The organism is Microcoleus sp. Pol7_A1 (genome assembly GCF_036701085.1).
In the GTDB taxonomy this organism is placed as follows: Bacteria; Cyanobacteriota; Cyanobacteriia; order Cyanobacteriales; family Microcoleaceae; genus Microcoleus; species Microcoleus asticus.
This window is the reverse complement of sequence record NZ_JAUBQD010000036.1, coordinates 41,876-63,582: the sequence shown is the minus strand read 5'-3', so window position 1 is coordinate 63,582 and position 21,707 is coordinate 41,876. Positions and strand designations below refer to the sequence as shown.

The window sequence follows — 21,707 nt, the reverse complement described above, 5'->3', positions numbered from 1 at the left end:
TTCCTTCGCGTTCTTCGCGTCTTCGCGGTTCGTTAAATTAATCTTCAGATGCTGCAAAAAAAGTAATTGGCTGGACTTGAACTCAAAAAATCCGAAAGTGTAGATTTTTTTTTCTAATCAAAACTTGATTGCATAGAATTCAAAACTAGACAGTTATATAATAACTTAAATATTGTCCCTGAGTTGGGGCGGGTCGATCTAGATTTTTTCCAGATGTTGGCAAACCCGCCCCTGCGGTATTTGTGCTAGAAAGATCAACGATCGCCCAAAACAAATTGTTCGATCGCAGCCGCCACCCCGTCTTCCTCCACATCCGGTGCCACCCAATCAGCAGCAGCCTTCACCCCATCAGGAGCATTGCCCATCGCCACGCCCACACCCGCGTAGGCAATCATTTCTACATCGTTAAAATTGTCGCCAATTGCCATCACATTCGCCGCCTGCAAACCCAAAAGTTCCTCCGCTAAATACTGCACGGCATCTCCCTTATTCGCCGAAGGATGCGTAGCTTCAAAAAAAGTAGCAACGGATCGAGTCAAATAAAGCTCAGCAGGCGTGTAGCGCAGCCGCATACTGCTGAGCAACCCGTCGAGTACCCCCGGATTCTCGCACAAAGCCAAAACTTTCGTCGGTTCCCCCGGAATATCTCGCCGCAAATCTTTAATCACAATTGGTTCAATGCCAGATCTTTGGGCATAAATTCGGGTAGCCTCGGTAATTTCCGGCACGTAAAGTTGGTCGTCAATGTAGAAATGGATCGAAAGGAGCGGTCGCAAATCCGGTTCTTCAAAATAATCTAACAGTTGCAGAGCAGTTTGTTTCGACAGCGGCAAGTGCCGCAGCCGCTTTTGAGTAGCTTGATCTTGAATCCACGCGCCCTGGTAGCAAATCAGCGGCAATGTTGAGCCAATGTCGCGATGAAAACGCAAAGCCGATCGGTACATCCTGCCCGTAGCGATGGCCACTTTCACTCCCCGCGACTCGGCAGCCAGAATTGCCTGCTTGACGGATTTTCCGATGTCATTTGACAAACCTGCGATCGTGCCGTCGATATCCAGTACCAGTAGTTTAATCTCTGCGGTGCCAAAAGCGCGATCGGTCGCAGTCGCTGGATTTGAAGCAGTTATATTCTGCATGATTGTTTTTAGATTTTAGCTGTTGATTTGCACGCACCAGTTTATTTTGGCACTGCCGGGATAGCAAAGTGCAACTTCTGATTTTTTGAAGACTAAGATATATATAAGTAAGTAAGCGCCCAAAAAAGTATCTAGGAGAAGCATTTAGGGAGGGGTTTAGCTAAGCTATATAAATAGCAGCCAGTTTACTGTCGTAAAAACCGCCCTCGACCTGCGATATGTATTTTCACTTACTTAATAATAATTAGTTAAAAAAAATCACTCTAGGCAAGATCTAAACCCTTATGTCATCAATCATTCCCAATCTAAAATCTAAAATCTAAAATTTAAAATCGTATAACTCTACCTTTCAAACCACATCCAAACAGCATGATTACCATTCCGGGATACCGCATTGACGGAAAAGTTTATACAAACTCTCACACAGCTATTTATCGAGGGATACAGCTTGAGGAACAAAAACCCGTTATCCTCAAAACTCTCACGCCACCATACCCTACCCCTGCGCAAATAGCCCAACTCCTGCACGAATCCGAAATCATTAAAAAATTAAATTTCCCAGGAATAGTCAAGCTTTACAAAATAGAAAAATATAATCACTTTCCTGTTTTAGTTTTAGAAGATTTTGGCGGCATTTCGCTAAAAGACTTTCTCAGCAACAACCAGCTAAAGTTACAACAATTTCTGCAGATTGGCATAAAACTAGCAGAAACTATCGGGCTACTCCACGAACACCACATCATCCACAAAGATATTAAACCCAGCAATATTATTGTCAATATCGAGACCGGAGATGTCAAGATTGCTGATTTTGCGATCGCCTCGCTGCTACCAGGCGAAAATCAAGCCCTCAGCCATCCCAATTTACTCGAAGGAACCCTCGCCTATATGTCTCCCGAACAAACGGGACGCATGAATCGGGCGATCGACTACCGCACCGATTTTTATTCTTTAGGCGTCACTTTTTATGAAATGCTCTGTGGCGAATTGCCTTTTAATGCGATCGATCCAATGGAGTTAGTACACTGCCATATTGCGAAAAACCCCGTTTCTCCTTGTAAGAATAAAAAGCATAAAATAGAAGGTAGAATCAATCAAGCAGAAACCGAGGAGATTCCTCAAGTCGTTTCCGATCTCGTGATGAAACTACTAGCAAAAACCGCAGAAGATAGGTATCAAAGTGCTTTCGGACTGGGGTGCGACTTAGAGAAGTGTCTCGAACAACTCCAAACAACGGGCGAAATTTCTCACATCACCCTCGGCAAGCAAGATCGATCGAGTCACCTGCAAATTTCCCAAAAGCTTTACGGGCGAGAAGCCGAAGTTAATCTACTGCTAAGTGCCTTCGAGCGCATGAGGCGAGGAAATACAGAAATCGTGCTGATTTCCGGTTGTGCCGGTCTGGGAAAATCGTGGTTAGCCTATGAACTATCTAAGCCGATAGTGCGGGAAAATGGATATTTTATTGACAGCAAATTTGAGCAATTTAAGCGCGATATTCCCTACGGTTTTTTGTTCCAAGCTTTTCAAGACTTGTTGCGGCAAATCCTCACAGAAACTCCCGCTCAAGTCCAAGTTTGGAGACAAAAAATATTAAATGCTCTCGGCGGCAACTGCCAAGTAATTATTGAAGTTATTCCCGAAGTAGAACTGATTGTCGGGCCGCAACCCTCAGTGCCAGATTTAGGAGCAAATGAATCTCAAAACCGCTTTAATTTAGTATTTCAAAAATTTATCCGCGTCTTTACTCAAAAAAAACACCCTCTGGTAATATTCCTCGACAATTTGCAGTGGGTCGATTCAGCATCACTCAAGTTAATACAACTGCTAGCAACTGACCGTGAAAGTCAATACTTATTAATAATTGGAGCCTATCGAGAACAGGAAGTAGATGTAAATCATCCCGTGATGCTGACGACCGAAGCAATTAGCAAAGCAGGCGTGACTGTGAGTGCGATCGCCCTTTCGCCATTTGATATTAACAGCGTCAATCAATTCGTTGCAGACACTCTGAACTGCGCACCAGAAAAATCGCTAACTTTAGCAGAATTGCTATTTAAACAAACCGCAGGAAATCCATTCTTTTTGAAGCAATTCCTGAAGTCTCTTTACTCAAAAAAATTGATCCAGTTTAAATTTGAACAGTCGGAAAAACTTTTAGAGCGAGCCGAACATAACATTTCTGACTGTACCCAAATAAGCCCAGATCGAGTAGTAAAAAAATGCCAACTTAAAGGCGAGTGGCAGTGGGATATCGAACAAATACAAGAAATGGGAATAACTGACAATGTTGTAGAATTAATGATAGATAATATTCAAAAACTTTCAGATAATACCCAGAAATTGCTCAAAATAGCCGCTTGTATCGGCAACAAATTTGATTTAGGAATCCTCTCGACTATCTGCGAAAAACCTCTCGCTTCCGCAGCAACAGACCTCTGGGAAGCACTTCAGTCCGGTCTGATTTTGCCCGTGAATAACGCCTACAAAATTCCGATAGCGCTAGCAGCAAGCACAGAATTAACAAACCAAATATCTAGAGAGTTTACAGATGAATTGTCCCTACCTGATGCTGCTGGCGCGAGTTACAAATTTTTGCACGAGCGAGTGCAGCAAGCAGCTTATGCTTTAATCTCCGATTATCATCAACAAGAAACCCATCTCAAAATAGGCAGATTTTTGCTGCAAAATGCGCATCCACAGCAATTAGAAAAGCATATTTTTGAGACGGTCAATCAGCTAAATGCAGCCCAAACAATTATCAGCGATGAATTAGAAAAATTTCAATTATGCCAATTAAATTTAATTGCAGGCCGCCAAGCAAAAGCAAGTGCAGCTTACGAACTCGCCGTCAAATATTTAACCGCAGGTATTGAGCTGCTTCCCCCGGAAAGTTGGCAAACTGACTACGACTTGACTCTTGCGCTCTATGAGTCAGCGGCAGAAGCAGCTTACCTAAATACGGAGTTTGAACAAATGGAAAAATGGGCAGAAATTGTCCTGCAACAAGCAAAAAATGAACTAGACAAAATCAAAGTTTTTGAAGTTAGAATCACAGCTTGTGCGATGCAAACCAAACTCCAAGAATCGGTAAAAATTGGTCGGGAAGCACTAAAAATGTTAGGAATAAACTTTCCAGAATCGCCGAGTCCTCTCCACATTCAGCAAGTATTAACCCAAACCGCAGCTTATTTTACCGAAAAAAAGATAGAAGATTTAATTAACTTGCCTGTGATGACTGAGCTGCGAAAACTAGCAACAATGCGCCTGCTTTCCAGTATGTTTTCAGCTACGTTTATAGTTGAGCCAGTGCTGCTGCCGCTGATTGTCTGCGAGCAAGTTAATTTATCTATTAACTACGGAAATTCTGCTTTCTCCGCCTTCGGTTATGCTAATTACGGAGCTATTTTAAAAGGAATATTTAGAGATATTGAATCAGGCGATCGCTTCGGTCAGTTAGCTTTAAAGTTGATCGACAAATTAAATGCTGTAGAGTTTAAAAGCAAGACGCTTAATTTAGTAGCATTCATTTTGATGCACGGCAAGCATCATGTTAAAGACACTTTGCCGCTGTTAGAGGAAGCCTATCAAAGCGCGCTCGAAAACGGTGATTTAGAAGGTGTCGGATATTCGGCAGTAAATATTTGTCAGTCTTTGTATTTCCTCGGTCAAGAATTGCCGCAAGTAGAACAAAAAATGGCGACTTACAACCATTTGCTGTGTCAACTAAAGCAAGAGACGGTATTGACTTGGAATCAAATCTATCGGCAAACTGTTTTGCAATTGATGGGAAACTTAGCAACTTCTGAAGTTTTATTAGGTGAAGCTTACAACGAAGAAAGATTGTTGCCACTGCTGTTGACAGCTAACGATCGGGTTGGACTCCAGCACTTTTATTTACAGAAATTAATCTTAGCGTATTTATTTGGAGATGTCGATCGAGCGCTAGAATATGCAGCGCAAGCCGAAGTTTATTTAGACGGAGTTGCAGGCTTTATTAATGTTCCTGAATACCATTTTTACGATGCTCTCGTGCGACTAGCAGCATATTCATCTGCCACAAAAGAAGAACAAGAAGATCATCTTTTTTACGCAACAGGTAACAGAAAAAAATTGCAAAAAAAAGCGCTTTCTGCCCCTATGAACCTTCAGCACAAGTGCGACTTAATCACCGCCGAAAAAGCGCGAGTCTTGGGCAATATTGTGAGAGCAATGGAATATTACGACTCCGCAATTCAAGGCGCCCAAGAAAACGGATACATACAGGTACAAGCACTTGCAGCAGAATTGGCCGGAGCATTTTATCTATCCATAGGGCGATCAAAAATTGCTAAGACTTACTTGATAGAGGCACGTTATTGCTATCAGCGCTGGGGAGCCAAAGCCAAGGTAGCGCATTTAGAATCAAAATACTCGCAGTTGCTAACTTCAGCCTTGATTTCAACTAATATCGAAACTCACAAATCTATCAGCAGCGCTTCCACTACCAGCAGCAGTGCAGGCGCGCTAGATTTGACAACAGCAGTCAAAGCATCGCAAGCCTTAGCTGGCGAAATAGTTCTAGACAAACTGCTGGCAAAAATGATGAAAATTGTTATTGAAAATGCCGGGGCGCAAAGAGGCTTTTTAATACTAGAAAAATCCGGTCAATTGGTGATTGAAGCATCAGGATCTGTAGATGTCGATCGCGTTGCTGTCATGCAATCAATTCCAATAGATTTTGTAGCAGAGGAGCGAGAAGTAACTTTGCTGGCAGTTGCAGTTGTCAACTATGTGGCTCGTACCCAGGAAAGCGTAGTTTTAAACGATGCCGCCCGCGAAGGACAATTTACTCGCACACCCTATATAATTGCCGTTCAACCTAAATCAATTCTTTGCACTCCTTTAATCAATCAAGGTCAACTCAGCGGCATTCTATATTTAGAAAACAATCTGACTACAGGCGCTTTTACGCCAGACAGATTAGAAATATTAAAACTGCTGTCTTCTCAAATTTCTATCTCGATCGAAAACGCTCAACTTTACGCCAACTTGCACCAATTCAATCAGAATCTCGAAAATTTAGTACAACAGCGTACCTCCGAGCTATCCCAAACTTTAGAAGACCTAAAATCGGCTCAAAATAAGCTGGTAGAATCGGAAAAAATGGCCGCTCTCGGAGGGTTGGTTGCAGGTGTTGCCCACGAAATCAATACTCCAATCGGTATCGGCATCACCGCCGCTTCTCTGCTCGCTGAAAAAGCCACAAAATTTTTTGAGCTTTACACCAACGGCCAAATTAAACGCTCTGAGTTAGAAAAGTTTCTGGATACCGCCATGCAAAGCAGTAATATGATCTTATCGAACCTCACGCGGGCGGCAGACTTGATTCACAGTTTTAAAGAAGTCGCAGTAGATCAGTCGAGCGAACTCAAACGCACGTTTAACTTAAAAAACTATCTAGAGGAAATTTTGACATCCTTAAGTGCCAAACTCAAAAGAACTAAACACAAAATAGAGATTAAGTGCGATGAAAATATTTTACTGAACAGTTACCCTGGCGTGCTGTGTCAAATAGTGACAAATCTGGTGTTGAATTCCCTAATTCACGCTTACGATAGAGAAGACGAAGGAATTCTGACCTTTGATTTCAAACTAGAGGGCGATCGGCTAATATTTGAATATGCCGATAACGGCAAAGGAATTGCCCCAGAAAATCTCAGTAAAATTTTTGAACCGTTTTTTACCACCAAAAGAGGTCAGGGCGGTACCGGATTGGGACTGCACATTATTTATAACCTTGTTACTCAAAAACTCAACGGCACAATTCGCTGCGAAAGTCAAGTAAAAAGAGGCACAAAATTTATGATTGAATTTCCCGCTAAAATGAGCAGTTAGTTATTAGGCCGCCAACATGAATATAAGTTTTATTTAGGAGAACGATAAATGTCAGAAGCTAGTAAAAACCTGTTGGCTGCGGGCGATGACGAATTAATCGCGGCGGGCGACGATGAATTAATATTTGCCGAGGAAGACGAGGCGGAACAAAAACCGCTAGAAGAAAGCTGGAAAATATTAATTGTCGATGATGAAATAGAAATTCATAATATTACTAAACTAGCCTTGAACGATTTTAAGTTTGAAGGTAAAAGTATAACATTTATCAGCGCTTACTCAGGAAAAGAAGCTAAAGAAATAATCCAAAATAACTACGACATAGCATTGATTTTACTCGATGTAGTTATGGAAACAGAAGAAGCAGGCTTGGAAGTAGTTAAATACATCCGCGATATTTTAAATAATCAAGTAGTGCGAATTATTTTACGCACTGGACAGCCCGGACAAATACCAGAAGATGTAGTAATTGTCAGCTACGATATCAATGATTACAAAACCAAAACAGAACTTACTAACAAAAAATTATTTACCACAGTAGTCACCGCACTGAGAGCATTTAGATCGCTCAATCAAATCGAGTCCAGCAAAAGCGAACTCGAAAAAATAGCCACCGCATCAGCCCGTTTTGTACCGCGTGAATTTTTGAAGTTTCTCAAAAGAGAAAGCATCGTTGATGCCAGACTAGGAGACTCTGTACAAGCAGAAATGACGATTATGTTTGCCGATATTCGCTCATTTACAAGTTTGTCCGAAAGTATGTCTCCCCGAGAAAACTTTGAATTTCTTAACTCTTACTTAAGCCGAGTTGGCCCAGTTATCCGCGAGTACAACGGTTTTATAGATAAATACATTGGTGACGGGATTATGGCTTTGTTTCCTAACAGGGCTGAAGATGCTGTGCAAGCAGCAATTGAGATGCAGCAGCAAGTGAAAATTTATAACAGACACAGGCAAAACAGTGGCTATCAACCTATTTCGATAGGGATTGGCTTGCATACGGGGACTTTAATGTTAGGTACGATTGGCGAAGCGGAACGAATGGAAAGTACGGTAATTTCTGATGCCGTTAATTTAGCTTCCCGCGTGGAAGGATTGACAAAGCTTTATGGAGTTGCTATTGTAGCTAGCGTCCAAACCCTTTGCCGGATAGACGATCCTCAACATTACAAGTGCCGGTTTCTCGATCGCGTTCAAGTCAAAGGAAAACAAACACCTGTTGCTGTATTTGAAATTTACGATGGCGACTCGGCGACAATGATCGAACTAAAAGCACAAACTCAAACTTATTTTGAACAGGGAATTTTTTTTCACTACCAGCAGCAATTTGCGCAAGCAAGGCAAATGTTTCTGCGCGTTTTGCAAGTCAACAAGTATGATAAGGCAGCAGCTTTTTATGCAGAACGCTGCGATATGTTGATGAAGAATGCGGTCATTATGACTCTGGAAGGAATTGAAATTTAATTAAGGGGTAATGGGTTCTGGGTAATTGATAATTGGTAATTAGTAGTTTTTCTTTCTTCCCTCGAACCTCTTCCTTCTCCCCCATGCGCTTAAAATCCCTTGATGTTTTTCGCGGAATTGCGATCGCCTCCATGATTTTAGTCAACAACCCCGGCAGTTGGAAACACATTTACTGGCCGCTAGAACACGCAGAATGGCACGGCTGCACTCCCACAGACTTAGTATTTCCGTTTTTCCTGTTCATCGTTGGCTGCGCGATGTCCTTTTCCCTGTCAAAATATAGCCAAACTACTACAAAAATAAACACAAATATTTACTGGCGAATTGCACGGCGCGCCGCTATTCTGTTTGTATTAGGATTGCTGCTAAACACATCTTCGATCGCCCTTGACGTACTTCTCAACAGCGCCCCAGTGGAAAACTTCGGTAAAATCCGCATCATGGGAGTATTGCAGCGCATCGGCTTAGCTTATTTCATCAGTGCGATCGCCATTCTCAACCTTTCCCCCCGCAATCAAAAACTGCTCGCGATCTCCGTGCTTTTGGGCTATTGGGGTGCATTAACCGTATTTGCTGTAGGGGGGTACACTGCCGGCGAACTCACGCCAGAAGGAAATTTAGGGGGATATGTCGATCGGCTAATTCTCGGTAGCCAACACCTGTACAAAGGCGGCCCCTTCGACCCCGAAGGATTGTTGAGTACCTTACCCGCAGTTGTCACAGTCCTCACAGGCTACTTTACAGGAGAGTGGTTGCGCGTGCAGCCAATCAAAACCCGCACCAGTGTAAACTTAGCAATCTCCGGCCTCTGTTGCGTGGTAATAGGCCACTTGTGGGGATTTTTATTTCCGATAAACAAACAACTTTGGACAAGTTCTTATGTAGTTTTTACTGCTGGTTGGGCTTTGCTATTGCTAGCAGCTTGCTACGAAACAATTTAAGTGCGGGATTGGAAATGGGGTAGGCCGTTTGAAATCATGGGATTGAATGCAATTTTCCTGTTTGTTGCTTCCGGTATTGTCGCCAGAATCCTGTTAAAAACTCATATCGGTACTGGTGAAAATGCTCCAACAACTTACACTTGGATTTATGAAAACTGGTTTGTGCCGTAGGCGGGGCCGCTGAATGGTTCCCTAGCATTTGCCGTGACTGCGGTATTATTTTGGTGGTTAATTTTGTATGAAATGTACCGCCGTGGTTGGGCGATAAAAATTTAAGTAGTTTCGTCTGTAGTGGATATACCTCTTCTCATGATATGAGAAAAGGGCGAGCTTCCGATCGAGACGCCTGTTTAGGTTACAATTGAAGGCAGGAGGATTTTTTATGCCGATTACTGCTCAAGAAATCTATCTTCAAGTTGTCCACACTTTGTCACCAACGGAACGGTTACGCTTGGCAACTCTGATCCTCAACGAGTTATCGCAGCATAATGTCGCTGTCGTCGAACAAAGTGATACGTGGACTGAGGAAGATTGTTTCGATGTAACAACCTTTTCTTTGCAATACGCAGCTACACTTTTCCCGGAGAGTCAGGAGATGGATTAGTGAAATTCAATCCTGGTGATGTAGTAACAGCAGATTTTCCTGGTGTCACAGGTGTTAAACGTCGCCCTGTTGTGGTTTTGTCCTCGACTACTTATCATAGAAACCGCCCTGATTTCATAGTTGGGTTAATCACTACCCAGACAACAAATCTTGGCTCTACTGACTATACTCTGCAAGATTGGGCATCCGCAGGTTTGAGAATTGTATCTGTTTTCCGCAGTTTCATTCTTACTTTACCGCCTTCTGCCAACCTGATTTTGATAGGGCATTTATCCGAACGCGATTGGAGTGCTGTTCGGGCCTGTGTAAAATTAGCTTTAGTAGAATTGGACGATCGCCCACCGTCATCAAATTCATGACTCCCGAAGGTTTTTATATGACCTCCACACACAAGATTGTTATAGCAACCCCGGTATTTTAGGGGGAAATCCTGTCTTTATGGGTACTCGCGTCCCGATGAAGACTGTGCTTGATTGTATCGAAGCTGGTGATTGGCTAAATGAGTTTCTAGACCATTTTCCTAGTGTCAGCCGCGATCGAGCGATTTCAGTTCTCGCAATGATACGATCGCCACATAACAACATTTAACGTTTATTGATGTCCGCTTCCTCAACATCGATCGCCCTTTGATCGGAAATCCGATCCCACACGCGCCACAACTTCCACAAATTACCGCCCCAACCCCGCCCAGGTCAAGGATTTCGCCTATTTCTCCCTCGCACGCCACCGATCGCTAACTATAACTGAGCCCTAATCGCTAAAATTAAAAAAAGATACGTAATAGGCAGGCCCGGTCAATGATCCCAACAGTTATAGAACAATCCGGTCGCGGCGAACGCGCCTTTGACATTTACTCGCGACTCCTGCGCGATCGCATCGTCTTCTTGGGTCAACAGGTTGACTCTGACTTGGCTAACCTGATCGTTGCCCAATTGCTATTTTTAGACGCCGAAGACCCCGAGAAAGATATTTACCTGTATCTCAACTCCCCTGGGGGTTCGGTGACAGCAGGTATGGGCATTTTTGACACCATGAACCACATCCGCCCCGATGTTTGCACCATTTGTCTCGGTTTGGCAGCCAGCATGGGCGCTTTTCTGTTGAGTGCCGGCGCTAAAGGCAAGCGGATGAGTTTGCCTCACTCCCGGATTATGATCCACCAACCTCTAGGCGGAGCTCAAGGACAAGCAACCGATATTGAAATTCAGGCCAAAGAGATTTTGTACCACAAACGCCGCCTGAACGAACATCTTGCCAACCATACCGGTCAGCCGCTTTCCCGCATTGAAGAAGATACCGAACGGGATTTCTTCATGTCTGCTGAAGAAGCAAAGGACTACGGATTAGTCGATCAAGTGATCGATCGCCGTCCTTCCGCCAGCCGCCCGATCGCCGCTGTCGTCTAAATGAAAAGTTAAAAATCAAAAATGAAGAATATTTCCTCATTTTTGATTTTTAATTTTTAACAGTCATATAGCAGTTTTCAGTGGAGTGAATTACAGATGCTGGGGCGCAGGACACGGGACACTGTGCCGTGTTCCTACTGTATTTCATACAATAGAAAACTGCTATATGTAGCTTTTTCTAAAAAAACATCACACCTAGAAACCCTACATAATTACTAGGGCAAAGATTCGAGATATTGCAGGAAGTCGAACAATTCTTCTCGATTTAAGAAGTGCCGCGCTTCTTTGCCATAACCTTGTTTGAGATAATCTTTTCCTTGGTTGGGAGTCCAGCCCAACCGCTTGATTTCCTCAGTGGTTCTGCTGTAGATTTCCAGATATTCTAGAAAATCTACTAACTGTTCGCTAGAAAGCTCTCTCTGCGACGACTTGCCGTAATTTTGTTCGAGACAGTCGCTTTCCTGTTTTTTCTTCCATTGCAGGCGTTTGAGGATGGCGTCTATTTGGGCGATCGTATCAGAATTGTCCTCGATCGCATCGCTCGGGATTCCCACCGCGATCGGTTGCAATTCCCTGACTTCGGCCGCACCCTGTAGCAGTTCACTTGGGCTAGCAGTCGGCACATCCAGTTCCGCGATCGGTTCGCCGTAGCTGGAAGAAAGCCAAGCGTCCGAGTCTAACTGCTTCGGTACAAATCCAGTAGCCTCCACGCGATCGACCGTTGGTGGCAGCGGTTCCGGTACAGGTGCGATCGGCTCTTCATTTAATTTCGCTTCTGTATTGACAAAATTGCTTTCATGTGGTGGCGAAACTTTGTCGGCAACAGGCATTTCTAGAACAGGAAGAGGAGCAAGAGCAGGCGGAACAGGAACCGGAACCGCAGCAGGAGGGGGAACGGGAACAGCAGCAACCGGAACACTTGTCGGCGGAACAGGAACCGGAACAGCAGCAACCGGAGCAACCGGAGCAACCGGAACACTTGTCGGCGGAACAGGAACGGGAACAGCAGCAACCGGAGCAACCGGAGCAACCGGAGCCGGAGAAACACTTGCGATCGCACTCGCGGGATCGGCAAATCCGAGGACAGCGAACGATCGCAACCGGGCGCGGTCTTCAGCATCCTCAACAGACTCAGCAGCCGACATAGCCGTAGCAAGAGTTTTGCCGTCAACCTGAACCAGACAGCGAACAACAAACTTACCGTGATGAACAGTCAGCAACTCACAGATTAACTGTCCAGCGGGATAAAGGGCGCGAAATTCAGCAAACATAATTTTTTGACCCCGAAACCAGGAGGGGCTTATGACTTAAGTGTAGTACAGCCCAAAGAAAACAATTTTCTGAAAGCACATATTCAACATACAATAAATTAAAGGTGAGTCATCCGCGCAACCTTTCACGCCACTAAACCCCATCCCACATCCAGCGGTTTAAGCTAACAAGCATCGGGCGTCATTTCTATCTATAGGAGATGACACAGCAACTAAGCAAAAGTAGTAAAAGTCTCCGGTTTTGTGTACCTTGCACTTTCTACAGCACAGATTGCTCCCGACCCGCTCGTTGCACCTCCGTCCGCAAGGGCAGATCGCGTGCAAAAAACAGGGGCATCGCAGCAGCGAGCTACTAGCAATTTTGCCTTGAGCCGGTAAATTCTTTGCTAAAGCAAGAAGCAAGAGGCACTTCAAAAGGCAGAAGGAACAAGGCAGAAGGAACAAGGCAGAAGGAAGAAATGCAAATTTTCTCCCTCTCCATCTCTCCATCGGCTCATCCTCGACTCAAGCCGTCGCTTTCAGTATCGAGCCATCTTTTAAGAACCGACAGGGGCTTTCTAATTCGCGAAGTGCTCGGCGCTGCTGACCTAAAAGCAAACAAACCAACGCTAAAAAATTGTATTGGGGAATAGCGTGCGGGACAGTTTTCTGCACCGTCAGCCGTCAGTTCAAGACAGACAGCAGACAATTAGCACGAAGCCCGTGTCGGGAGAGAAGCTCAAAAAATCCTCGCGCTCAAACAAGGTGGCTGTGCTCGCGTCTCCACCTATTAACCCGCGCATTTGTTGGGAAGCAGGCACTGCGAGGGCCCTAGGGAGTGCGGCTGATTTCGCCAAAATTAGACTAATTGCTGGAAACAAGAGGATCGATCGCTACATGGAATTTTCTATCGCTGCACTGCTGGCAAATTTTACAGAAGACAAATTAGTGGCCCCTAAAGCATTGGAGAAAAAACTCGACTGCAACGACGCCACCAGTCAACTCAAACTTCAAATCGCATTAGAAGCTCTAGAGAAAATTGGCATATTAGTCAAAGACAAAGGTCGCTATCGCCGAGTAGCTGAAGAAGACGTAGTAGAAGCAAAACTGCGCTGTTCGAGCAAAGGATTTTGCTTTGCAATTCAAGACGCTGAAGGCTCAGAAGACGTTTACGTGCGGGAAAGTCACCTCTCGACAGCTTGGAATGGCGATCGAGTCTTAGTCAAAATAATCAAAGAAGGTAGCCGCCGCCGATCGCCCGAAGGCGAAGTCATGCTCATCCTCGAACGCGCCAACCCCTCGGTACTGGCGCGAGTCAAGCAAACCGCCACCCCCACCGGCCGCGTCAGCTACAGAGCAATCCCACTGGACGATCGCCTGTTGTTTGAACTAGACTTGCTCGCAAATGGCACAAATCTCCAAGAGGCGATCGACCACCTAGTACACGTCGAAGTCAAACGCTACCCCCTCGGCACCCATCGGCCAGTCGGCAAAGTAGTACAGGTACTCGGTTCCGACGCCGAAGCCGCTGACGACCTCGACATCGTATGCTGCAAACACGACTTGCCGCGATCGTTCCCCGCCGCCGTCATCAAAGCAGCCGAAAACTTGCCCAGCAAAGTCAAAAAAACCGACATCAAAAAACGGCTAGACTTGCGTAACATCCTGACAGTTACCTTCAGCAAAAACGAACCGGGAACAACCAACAGCGAATTTAACGATGCCCCTCAAGCTGAGCAGGAAAATCTCTCCGAAGGAGCAGCCGAAAACGAGTTTGACCCGACATCATTCCTCTCCGATCCGCCAGTGGAACGCGCTTTGTCGATCGAAACCCTGAAGCCCGGCCGCTGGCAAATAGGAATCCACATCAGCGACGCCGCCGAGTACGTGCAGCCAGAAACCCCGATCGACCGCGAAGCCCGCAAGCGAGGCACCGCCGCCCATCTGGGAGACAAAATCATCGCCGTACTGCCAGAAATCCTCAACGAGCGCTGCTCTCTGCTGCCCGATACCGAACGGCTGGCCTTCAGCATACTGCTGACCCTAGACGAATCAGGAGAACTCCTAGAATACGAAATTCAAACCAGCGTCATTCAAATTGACTACCACCTCACCTACCAGCAAGCTCAAGCAATTCTCGAACCAGGCGATGCCGAAGAGCACCCTTTATCATCCGCCCTCCGTCCTTTCCTCGATCAAATGGGGGCCGCCTCACAGGCCGCCAGACAGGCAAGGCTCAAGCGGGGAGCTTTTGAACTAAACTTGCCCGACGCTAACTCTCACTTCGACGACGAAGGCGAATTGGGAGCTTTTGCAACGGCTCCCCCCGCCCAGTCGGCTGTCTCCGAGTTGGTGGTACTCGCCAACCAAGCTGTCGCCACCCACCTGCAAGCCTTGGGAGTCCCAGCAATCTACCGCGTCCAGCCGATGCCAGACCCGGCAGACATTCAAGAGTTCATCAAACTCTCGAACAACCTCGGAGGCGAACTGTATCTCGAAACCGAAGAAGAAGTTCTGCCCTTTGACTTTCAGCGATTTACCCAGCAGTTTGCCGGCTTGAAGTCCGAAAGAGTTCTCACCTACCTGCTAGAAGACACGATGAAGCCCGCTGTTTACAGCACAACTCCCAAGCCGCACTTCGGTTTGGGGCTGTCAGAGGGTTACACCCGCTGCACTTCGCCGCTTTCTCGCTACGCCGATTTGCTGGTGCTGCGGGTGTTGCAAGCGGTGTTCGAGCAAGGCCGCAGCAGCCGCACAACACGGGCTAAGGAAAAAGTTGACTTGCACCATTCCTCCTGTCACGGTCAAATTACTTGGAATGTTCTCCCTCCAGACTTGCACCACGAATTTGAGACAGAGTTTGCATCGGCCGTGGTACACCTGACGGAACGCGAAAGGGTGGCTGAGGATGCCGAAAGCGATTTGCAGGGATTGAAGAAAACCGGATTGATGAAAGAACGCACCGGTCAAACTTTCCAGGGTTTGATTACAGGCGTGCAGTCTTACGGTTTCTTTGTGGAAATTGAGGTGCGGCCGCCCGAGAGCGACATCCTGCGAGTTGAGGGATTAGTGCACGTTTCTTCGCTGAAGGATGACTGGTACGAATATCGATCGCGCCAGCAAACTCTGGTGGGCCGCAAAAACCGCAATCAGTACCGTTTGGGCGATCGGGTAGAAGTTCAAGTCAAGAGTGTTGACTACTACCGCCAGCAAATTGATTTAGTTGCAGTTGGCGGCGGCAGCCAAGCTTTTGATGATGATGAATAATCAGTTGACAGTTGACAGTTGACAGTTAACTTTTCTCAATACTTAGTTGTCATTGTCGGGCAACTAAGTATTGAGAAGTGGGCTGCCAACTATACTCAGCAATTATCAATAAATAATTAAGGACTAATATCCAATCCGGTAGCATCGTCGGGCGTCAAATGCAGTCAAAATTCAACAATCACGGACGGTGCAACCGGAATTTATATAGTTTATCTGCGTTAATCTGTGTTAATCTGCCTGTATCTGCGGTGAAAAAAAGACAATGTATTAACCGCAGATGACAAGGGATGGACGCTGATTCACGCAGAGGTCGAGAAGAGATATATGAATAATTCCGATGCTAACAGATTTGATATAACAACTAATTCCTAACAACAGTCAACCGTCAACTAACAAATAATTAATGACGAATAACTACCCCCTCATTGTAGGAGTTACCGGTGCATCGGGACTGATTTATGCGGTGCGAACTCTAAAGTTTCTGTTGGAAGCCGATCGCGCTGTGGAACTGGTAGCATCGAAATCTACTTACATGGTTTGGCAAAGCGAACAGAACATCCGAATGCCTGCTGAACCGACGCTTCAAGAGGAATTCTGGCGAGAAAAAGCAGGAGTACCCACAATGGGTAAACTCCGATGCCATCCCTGGCAAGATGTCGGTGCTAATATTGCTAGCGGCTCGTTTCGCACCCAAGGGATGATCGTTATTCCCTGTAGCATGAGTACACTAGGCAAGTTGGCGGCTGGCTTGAGCTCGGATTTACTCGAAAGAGCGGCCGACGTTCAACTCAAGGAAGGGAGAAAATTGGTACTCGTGCCTCGGGAAACGCCTTTTAGCTTGATTCACCTGCGGAATTTGACTACCTTGGCAGAAGCGGGAGCTAGAATTGTACCAGCGATTCCCGCTTGGTATCACAATCCGCAAACTATTGAAGATTTGGTAGACTTTGTGGTGGCTCGCGCTTTAGACCAGTTGGGGATTGATTGCGTTCCTATCAAACGCTGGAAGGAAGAAGAGTAGTAATTAGTAATTAGTCATTAGTCATGAGTTATTAGTTATTAGTCATTTACAAATTACCAATTACAAATTACAAATTAAAATTCGATATGCGTGGTGTTTTTTTGCTAGTGATTGTGGTAGGGCTAACTATTTTTGCCCTCCAAAATGTGGAGCCGGCATTATCGCTGGTGTTTTTGGGAGTTCGATCGCCTGCTTTGCCCTTATCTATCTGGATTTTGCTGAGCATGGCGGTGGGAGCTGTCACGTCTTTATTGATTTCTGGTTTGGTCGCTTTTTCAAATTATCTATCTTTAACGCAAAACCGCACCGGCCGCGACATTCGCAGCCGTCCCGATACTTTCGCAGACGACAGGAGAACGCCTTACACGCCGCCTCCCCCTCCTAGAAAACAGGAAATTGACCCGGATCTGAATAGGGAAAATAGCCAAACTCAGGCTGCTGGTTCTTACCGAACAGAGTACGGAACGCCGGCAGGTTACAGTGCCCGGACTTTCCAGCAAGAAACTCCGAACCCGGATGGGGCGAAGGATTACGCTCAACCGGGGACTTATCAAGCTGCAGACGATGAGGACGATTGGGTTTCAGATGGCTCAAAATCCGGCTCTCAAGGTGGCGATGACGATTGGGGGGACGATCGCGATTTTCCAGAGCAACCGCAGGTAAATGACGTTGCAGAGGCAAATCCGAGGGATTACGAAGCTAAACAGGAACCGAAAAGCAAGTCTTGGGCTGGCTCGGTATACTCTTACGGCTATCGAGATCCAAACCAGTCTGGGGTGGGGCAAACAGAGTCTATCTACGATGCAGAGTATCGGGTGATCGTTCCCCCGCAAGAGGCGATACCTAAACCGGCTGAGGAAGCACCGAAAAATCCTAGTGCAGAAACAGAGGATGATTGGGGATTGGATGAGGGTGATGAGTTTGAGGACGACGATCGCCCCAGTGACGGATCGATTAACCTAAAAAAATAGAAAAATATGGGAGGATTTGCCAGTGGATTTGTTGAGGGGAGTAAATATCTATCTCGTCGGGATGATGGGTGCGGGAAAAACAACGGTGGGGCGGATTTTGGCAAGAAAATTAAAATACCGTTTTTTTGATACTGATGAACTAATTGTTCGAGTTGCTAATCAGTCAATTGCTGAGATTTTCGAGCGAGAAGGGGAAGAGGCTTTTCGGGAACTAGAAACTAAAGTGCTCGGCGAATTGTCTGCTTATAAAAATTCGGTCGTGGCTACGGGCGGCGGCATTGTGGCGCGATCGAGGAATTGGGGTTACTTGCACTACGGTGTAGTGGTTTGGCTGGATGTGCCTGTAGATCAACTGTACGATCGACTGCGTTCGGACACCGCTCGACCATTACTGCAGGAGGGCGAGATTAAATCTAAGCTGCAAAGCCTTTTGAACGAGCGAGAGCGTTTCTACACTCAAGCAGATGTCCGAGTCTCCACCCGTGGAGGCGAAAGGCCTGAAGAAGTTGCGGCTAGGGCGATCGAGGAAATAAAAAAAGTTATCAAACCAGAAACCGGGCTCGATCTCAATTGATACATTAAGCAACCGGGTTTCTGAGAAATTAACAGGTTTTTGAGGACTTGCGATCGCACTTCCCAAAAAATAATGCAACCATACGCCAGATCCAAACCAGCATATTCATAAGTCGTTCTCAAATCTAAAATCTAAAATCTAAAATCTAAAATTTACAATCGTATAACTTGAGTAAAAATACTTATTTTTGCCTGAGAGTGTCAGTTTAACCGCGCCATGTTTGGGAATCAACCGGGTTTGAGCGGATCTGATGCGTAAGCTTTATAAGTATGAGGATGTGGCGATACGGAGATTTTATACAAGAACTAATGGCAGACTCGTCTGATGCGTTAAAGTCGGCTCTTGAGTTCTCCCTAAAAATAAAATGGCCCCACCGCTGAAGGGCTGTAGGGCGCAAGGACAGTTAAACGCTAACTTGATTGTCGGGAAATTTAGCATCAATGCTATCCTCCTATGTGACGATTTTACGATCGTCCATTCACTCATCAACTCTCTCGTATCAAAAAATGTAACCCAGCACCGATCGAATTCAACCTGTCCTATTCTAAAAACAATACCTCATGCATTCTGACGAGCAGCTCCCTAAAGCTGCTTTTTTATTGCGATCGAGTTTTTGGCTGCCGGAGTTGCGGGATCTTATCTTGGGAATAAGATTTTCAGCAATAGTCGCTACACCTCAAATACTGCGATAGCGGTTTTCAGTTCCACTCCAGGTTCGTCGGTAATTGGTAATTGAGAATTGGTAATTTGTAACGCGCAACAGGGAATCGGCTATTGACAAGCTGTACCTCACCTGGCTTGAAAACTGCTATGATTACGCCGCGGAACGGGGCATTAATCCGGGGGTGGGGGGTAAAAAAAAATGAGCTGTATTTATTGATGGGCGCTCTGATAGTTTGCGGCTAAATATCCGTTGCGAGTTGTAGAATTTGATTTGGTGAATTGCCCGTTCCCAATTAAGAGAATACGAGCCTGCCTGTTTTTAACCAAAACTCGATCGCTCCACCCAACCCCACACCTGCTAAAGAAATGGTAATTAATACTGCAAAAGCCCGCCAATTTTTCCAACCAGACATTTGAATATCGAGTCTTGCCAAAGCTCCGGCTGAAATCAAGAGTAAACAAGTAGCAAAAAGGTGCATCCAGGCAAAAACTACCACTGCCACAAAAGCTCCTACAATAATAGAAAGAAAAGCACCGATATCGCTCGAAAACCACGCCCTAATTAAGGCTTTTGTGTTTCTCAGCGGGAACGACAAGGCGATAGCCAACACGAAAATTGAAGCTATGGCTAAAAACCAAGTCTGGTGCGGGGGAACATCAAACTCAGATAATTTCCAGCCAAAGGTGAAATAAGTAACAAAAAGTAGAGTTAGGGAAACCCAAGAGGTTTTTTTCATCCGATGGGAAAATTAGGGGAACCAGGAAAAAAAGATGACGATCCCGATGAGTTTGTACAGGGCCTAGAGGTTAGTAGAAATAGCTTGCACCGGACAAGTAGGGATGCACTGCTCGCAAACGATACACCGCGATCGAGCAAAACTTAGTTTAAAGCTTTCTGGGTCAAGGGTCAAGGCTTCTGTCGGGCAAACCCCCGTACACAAACCGCAGTGAACGCATATATCTTCGTCTATGAGTATTTCCCGGCTGGCTAGCGAAACGCCGATGTTTTGCGATCGCATCCAGTCGATCGCCGCTTCTAGTTGGTCGATATCCCCTGATAACTCTAGCACCAGTTTGCCCACTTGGTTCGGGGCCACCTGAGCGCGGATAATGTTGGCTGCAACATTAAAATCCTTTGCCAGTCGATAGGTGACAGGCATTTGGATCGATCGTTGGGGAAACGTCAGTGTTACCCGTTTTTTCACCCTGCAAGTCCTCGATAATTTACAAACAATCTTTGTTATCTTATGTTTTAGCGCACTTGGTCTAATTACTGGGCTTAGTAAAAATTTTTATAAGATGGGTCTGATTATCTCAAAATGTGGTATAATTTGAATCTATTATTTAAAATAAAAACCTAGAAATAAAACCGCAATCTATTATATGACTCAGAATTCGCCCAACTCAACTGCTGCCCCCGCCGCCAAAAATCCCGAAACAAAAGTCGCTACGCGCATCAGAAACTTAACGATCGTGTTAGCAGCGATCGCCCTTTCAGTATCTATCTTCTTGGGGCTGCGAACTCAAACGCCGTCAAGCAGTCTCACCGAAATGGCAAAAGCTTCGACGCCATTAGAAACAGCTTTGGTAAACGGCAAACCCACACTCATGGAATTTTATGCTAATTGGTGCGGTAGCTGTCAGGCAATGGCTAACGATTTGAGCGAAATCAAAGATAAATATGCCGAACCGCTGAATTTTGTAATGCTGAATGTAGACAATGACAAATGGCTGCCAGAAATCACCAAATATCGAGTAGACGGCATTCCGCACTTTGTCTATTTGAACGATAAAGGCAGCCCCGTTGCTGAAACGATGGGCGAAATGCCGCGCACTATTATGGAAGCTAACTTAGAAGCTTTAATTGCAGGAAAACCACTGCCACACGTCCAAGCAGCAGGTCAAGTTTCTAATTTTACTCCCGCCACAGGGCCTGTGAAAACAAGTAGCTCCGACCCCCGCGCCCACGGATCTCAAGTACAGTGAAAGAAGTCAGTAGTCATGAGTGATTAGTCATTAGGAGCGGTTTGACGGTAAAAATGGTGGTGTATACTCAGCAAGGTCTGAAACGTGAAACCCTGCTGAGTATATAAGCAACGGGAGGATCGGGCTTTATGACTGGTTCAGGACACTGATAGTGGAGAGTAATGCGCGATCGGTTAATGTGTATGTCAACTTTGCAGAAATGACCCAGAATTGACATTAAACCGAAAACCACGGCAGCCCAAACAATCAATTTGAGAATGTATAATAAAAGATTAATAAAAAAAAGTAAAATATTACTTTTATTTTGCACCCAAAAATACAAGCATTTCACTCTGATTCTTAATACAAATATCCAAAGATCCTCACAAATTTCTTTGAGCCTGCGATTGCCCATAGCATTTTCCATTTAGCATGATTCTTACTCCCTCAGTAAGCTTTACAGAGCTTTAGGCGCTCTAGCTGCTGTTACAAGCCTCAGCCGTAAGGCGAGATTTTACCGGAATTAGGGCTATTTTAAAAGCACGGTTAGAGATTGTGCTGAGTATAAACC

Annotated in this window: 15 protein-coding genes and 1 pseudogene; 12 read left to right on the top strand and 4 right to left on the bottom strand. The window is 45.4% G+C overall.

Annotated features, from left to right (window positions below):
- Positions 1-254 precede the first annotated feature (254 nt).
- On the bottom strand, positions 255-1,136 hold the full coding sequence (locus QUA20_RS19810) for a Cof-type HAD-IIB family hydrolase (RefSeq protein WP_333190772.1): 882 nt from the start codon (positions 1,134-1,136) through the stop codon (positions 255-257).
- A 369-nt stretch (positions 1,137-1,505) separates the two neighbouring features.
- Here QUA20_RS19810 and QUA20_RS19805 point away from each other — a divergent pair, with 369 nt between their 5' ends.
- From QUA20_RS19805 to clpP, 7 genes and pseudogenes are all read left to right on the top strand, one after another.
- Positions 1,506-7,013: an ATP-binding sensor histidine kinase gene (locus QUA20_RS19805; protein WP_333190771.1), complete on the top strand. Its 5,508-nt coding sequence runs from the start codon at positions 1,506-1,508 to the stop codon at positions 7,011-7,013.
- A gap of 48 nt (positions 7,014-7,061) precedes the next feature.
- Positions 7,062-8,474 carry an adenylate/guanylate cyclase domain-containing protein gene (locus QUA20_RS19800; RefSeq protein WP_333190770.1) on the top strand — a complete coding sequence of 471 codons (1,413 nt, stop codon included), beginning with the start codon at positions 7,062-7,064 and terminating at the stop codon, positions 8,472-8,474.
- 83 nt (positions 8,475-8,557) lie between these two features.
- Positions 8,558-9,691, top strand: a pseudogene (locus QUA20_RS19795) (acyltransferase family protein).
- A 106-nt stretch (positions 9,692-9,797) separates the two neighbouring features.
- Complete coding sequence (locus QUA20_RS19790) at positions 9,798-10,019, top strand: hypothetical protein (protein ID WP_333190769.1); 222 nt, start codon at positions 9,798-9,800, stop codon at positions 10,017-10,019.
- Positions 10,019-10,378: a type II toxin-antitoxin system PemK/MazF family toxin gene (locus tag QUA20_RS19785; protein WP_333190768.1), complete on the top strand. Its 360-nt coding sequence runs from the start codon at positions 10,019-10,021 to the stop codon at positions 10,376-10,378. The genes QUA20_RS19790 and QUA20_RS19785 overlap by 1 nt, the downstream gene beginning before the upstream one ends.
- A complete protein-coding gene (locus QUA20_RS32055) occupies positions 10,353-10,607 on the top strand; it encodes a DUF433 domain-containing protein (RefSeq protein ID WP_445304690.1) in 255 nt (84 codons plus the stop codon). The genes QUA20_RS19785 and QUA20_RS32055 overlap by 26 nt, the downstream gene beginning before the upstream one ends.
- A gap of 185 nt (positions 10,608-10,792) precedes the next feature.
- Entirely contained in the window at positions 10,793-11,425 is a 633-nt protein-coding gene (gene clpP, locus QUA20_RS19780) for an ATP-dependent Clp endopeptidase proteolytic subunit ClpP (protein ID WP_333190783.1), read from the top strand.
- 215 nt (positions 11,426-11,640) lie between these two features.
- Here the strand turns inward: clpP and QUA20_RS19775 are convergent, their stop codons facing one another.
- A complete protein-coding gene (locus tag QUA20_RS19775) occupies positions 11,641-12,696 on the bottom strand; it encodes a hypothetical protein (protein ID WP_333190767.1) in 1,056 nt (351 codons plus the stop codon).
- Positions 12,697-13,572: 876 nt separating this feature from the next.
- Here QUA20_RS19775 and QUA20_RS19770 point away from each other — a divergent pair.
- The 4 genes from QUA20_RS19770 (at position 13,573) to QUA20_RS19755 (ending at position 18,508) form a co-directional block, all read left to right on the top strand.
- Complete coding sequence (locus QUA20_RS19770; RefSeq protein WP_333190782.1) at positions 13,573-15,942, top strand: ribonuclease R family protein; 2,370 nt, start codon at positions 13,573-13,575, stop codon at positions 15,940-15,942.
- Positions 15,943-16,345: 403 nt separating this feature from the next.
- The gene (locus QUA20_RS19765; protein ID WP_333190766.1) at positions 16,346-16,963 is read left to right on the top strand and encodes a flavin prenyltransferase UbiX; all 618 of its coding nucleotides are present in this window, start codon (positions 16,346-16,348) and stop codon (positions 16,961-16,963) included.
- An 86-nt stretch (positions 16,964-17,049) separates the two neighbouring features.
- The gene (locus QUA20_RS19760; protein WP_333190765.1) at positions 17,050-17,934 is read left to right on the top strand and encodes a LapA family protein; all 885 of its coding nucleotides are present in this window, start codon (positions 17,050-17,052) and stop codon (positions 17,932-17,934) included.
- 22 nt (positions 17,935-17,956) lie between these two features.
- Positions 17,957-18,508 (top strand): shikimate kinase, encoded by a 552-nt coding sequence (locus QUA20_RS19755; RefSeq protein WP_333190764.1) that lies wholly within the window; start codon positions 17,957-17,959, stop codon positions 18,506-18,508.
- A 956-nt stretch (positions 18,509-19,464) separates the two neighbouring features.
- Here the strand turns inward: QUA20_RS19755 and QUA20_RS19750 are convergent.
- Entirely contained in the window at positions 19,465-19,908 is a 444-nt protein-coding gene (locus tag QUA20_RS19750) for a hypothetical protein (RefSeq protein WP_333190763.1), read from the bottom strand.
- Between the two features lie 63 nt (positions 19,909-19,971).
- Positions 19,972-20,376: an NIL domain-containing protein gene (locus QUA20_RS19745; RefSeq protein ID WP_006635751.1), complete on the bottom strand. Its 405-nt coding sequence runs from the start codon at positions 20,374-20,376 to the stop codon at positions 19,972-19,974.
- Between the two features lie 178 nt (positions 20,377-20,554).
- Between QUA20_RS19745 and QUA20_RS19740 the strand changes: the two genes are divergently transcribed.
- Entirely contained in the window at positions 20,555-21,157 is a 603-nt protein-coding gene (locus QUA20_RS19740; RefSeq protein ID WP_333190762.1) for a thioredoxin family protein, read from the top strand.
- Positions 21,158-21,707 lie beyond the last annotated feature (550 nt).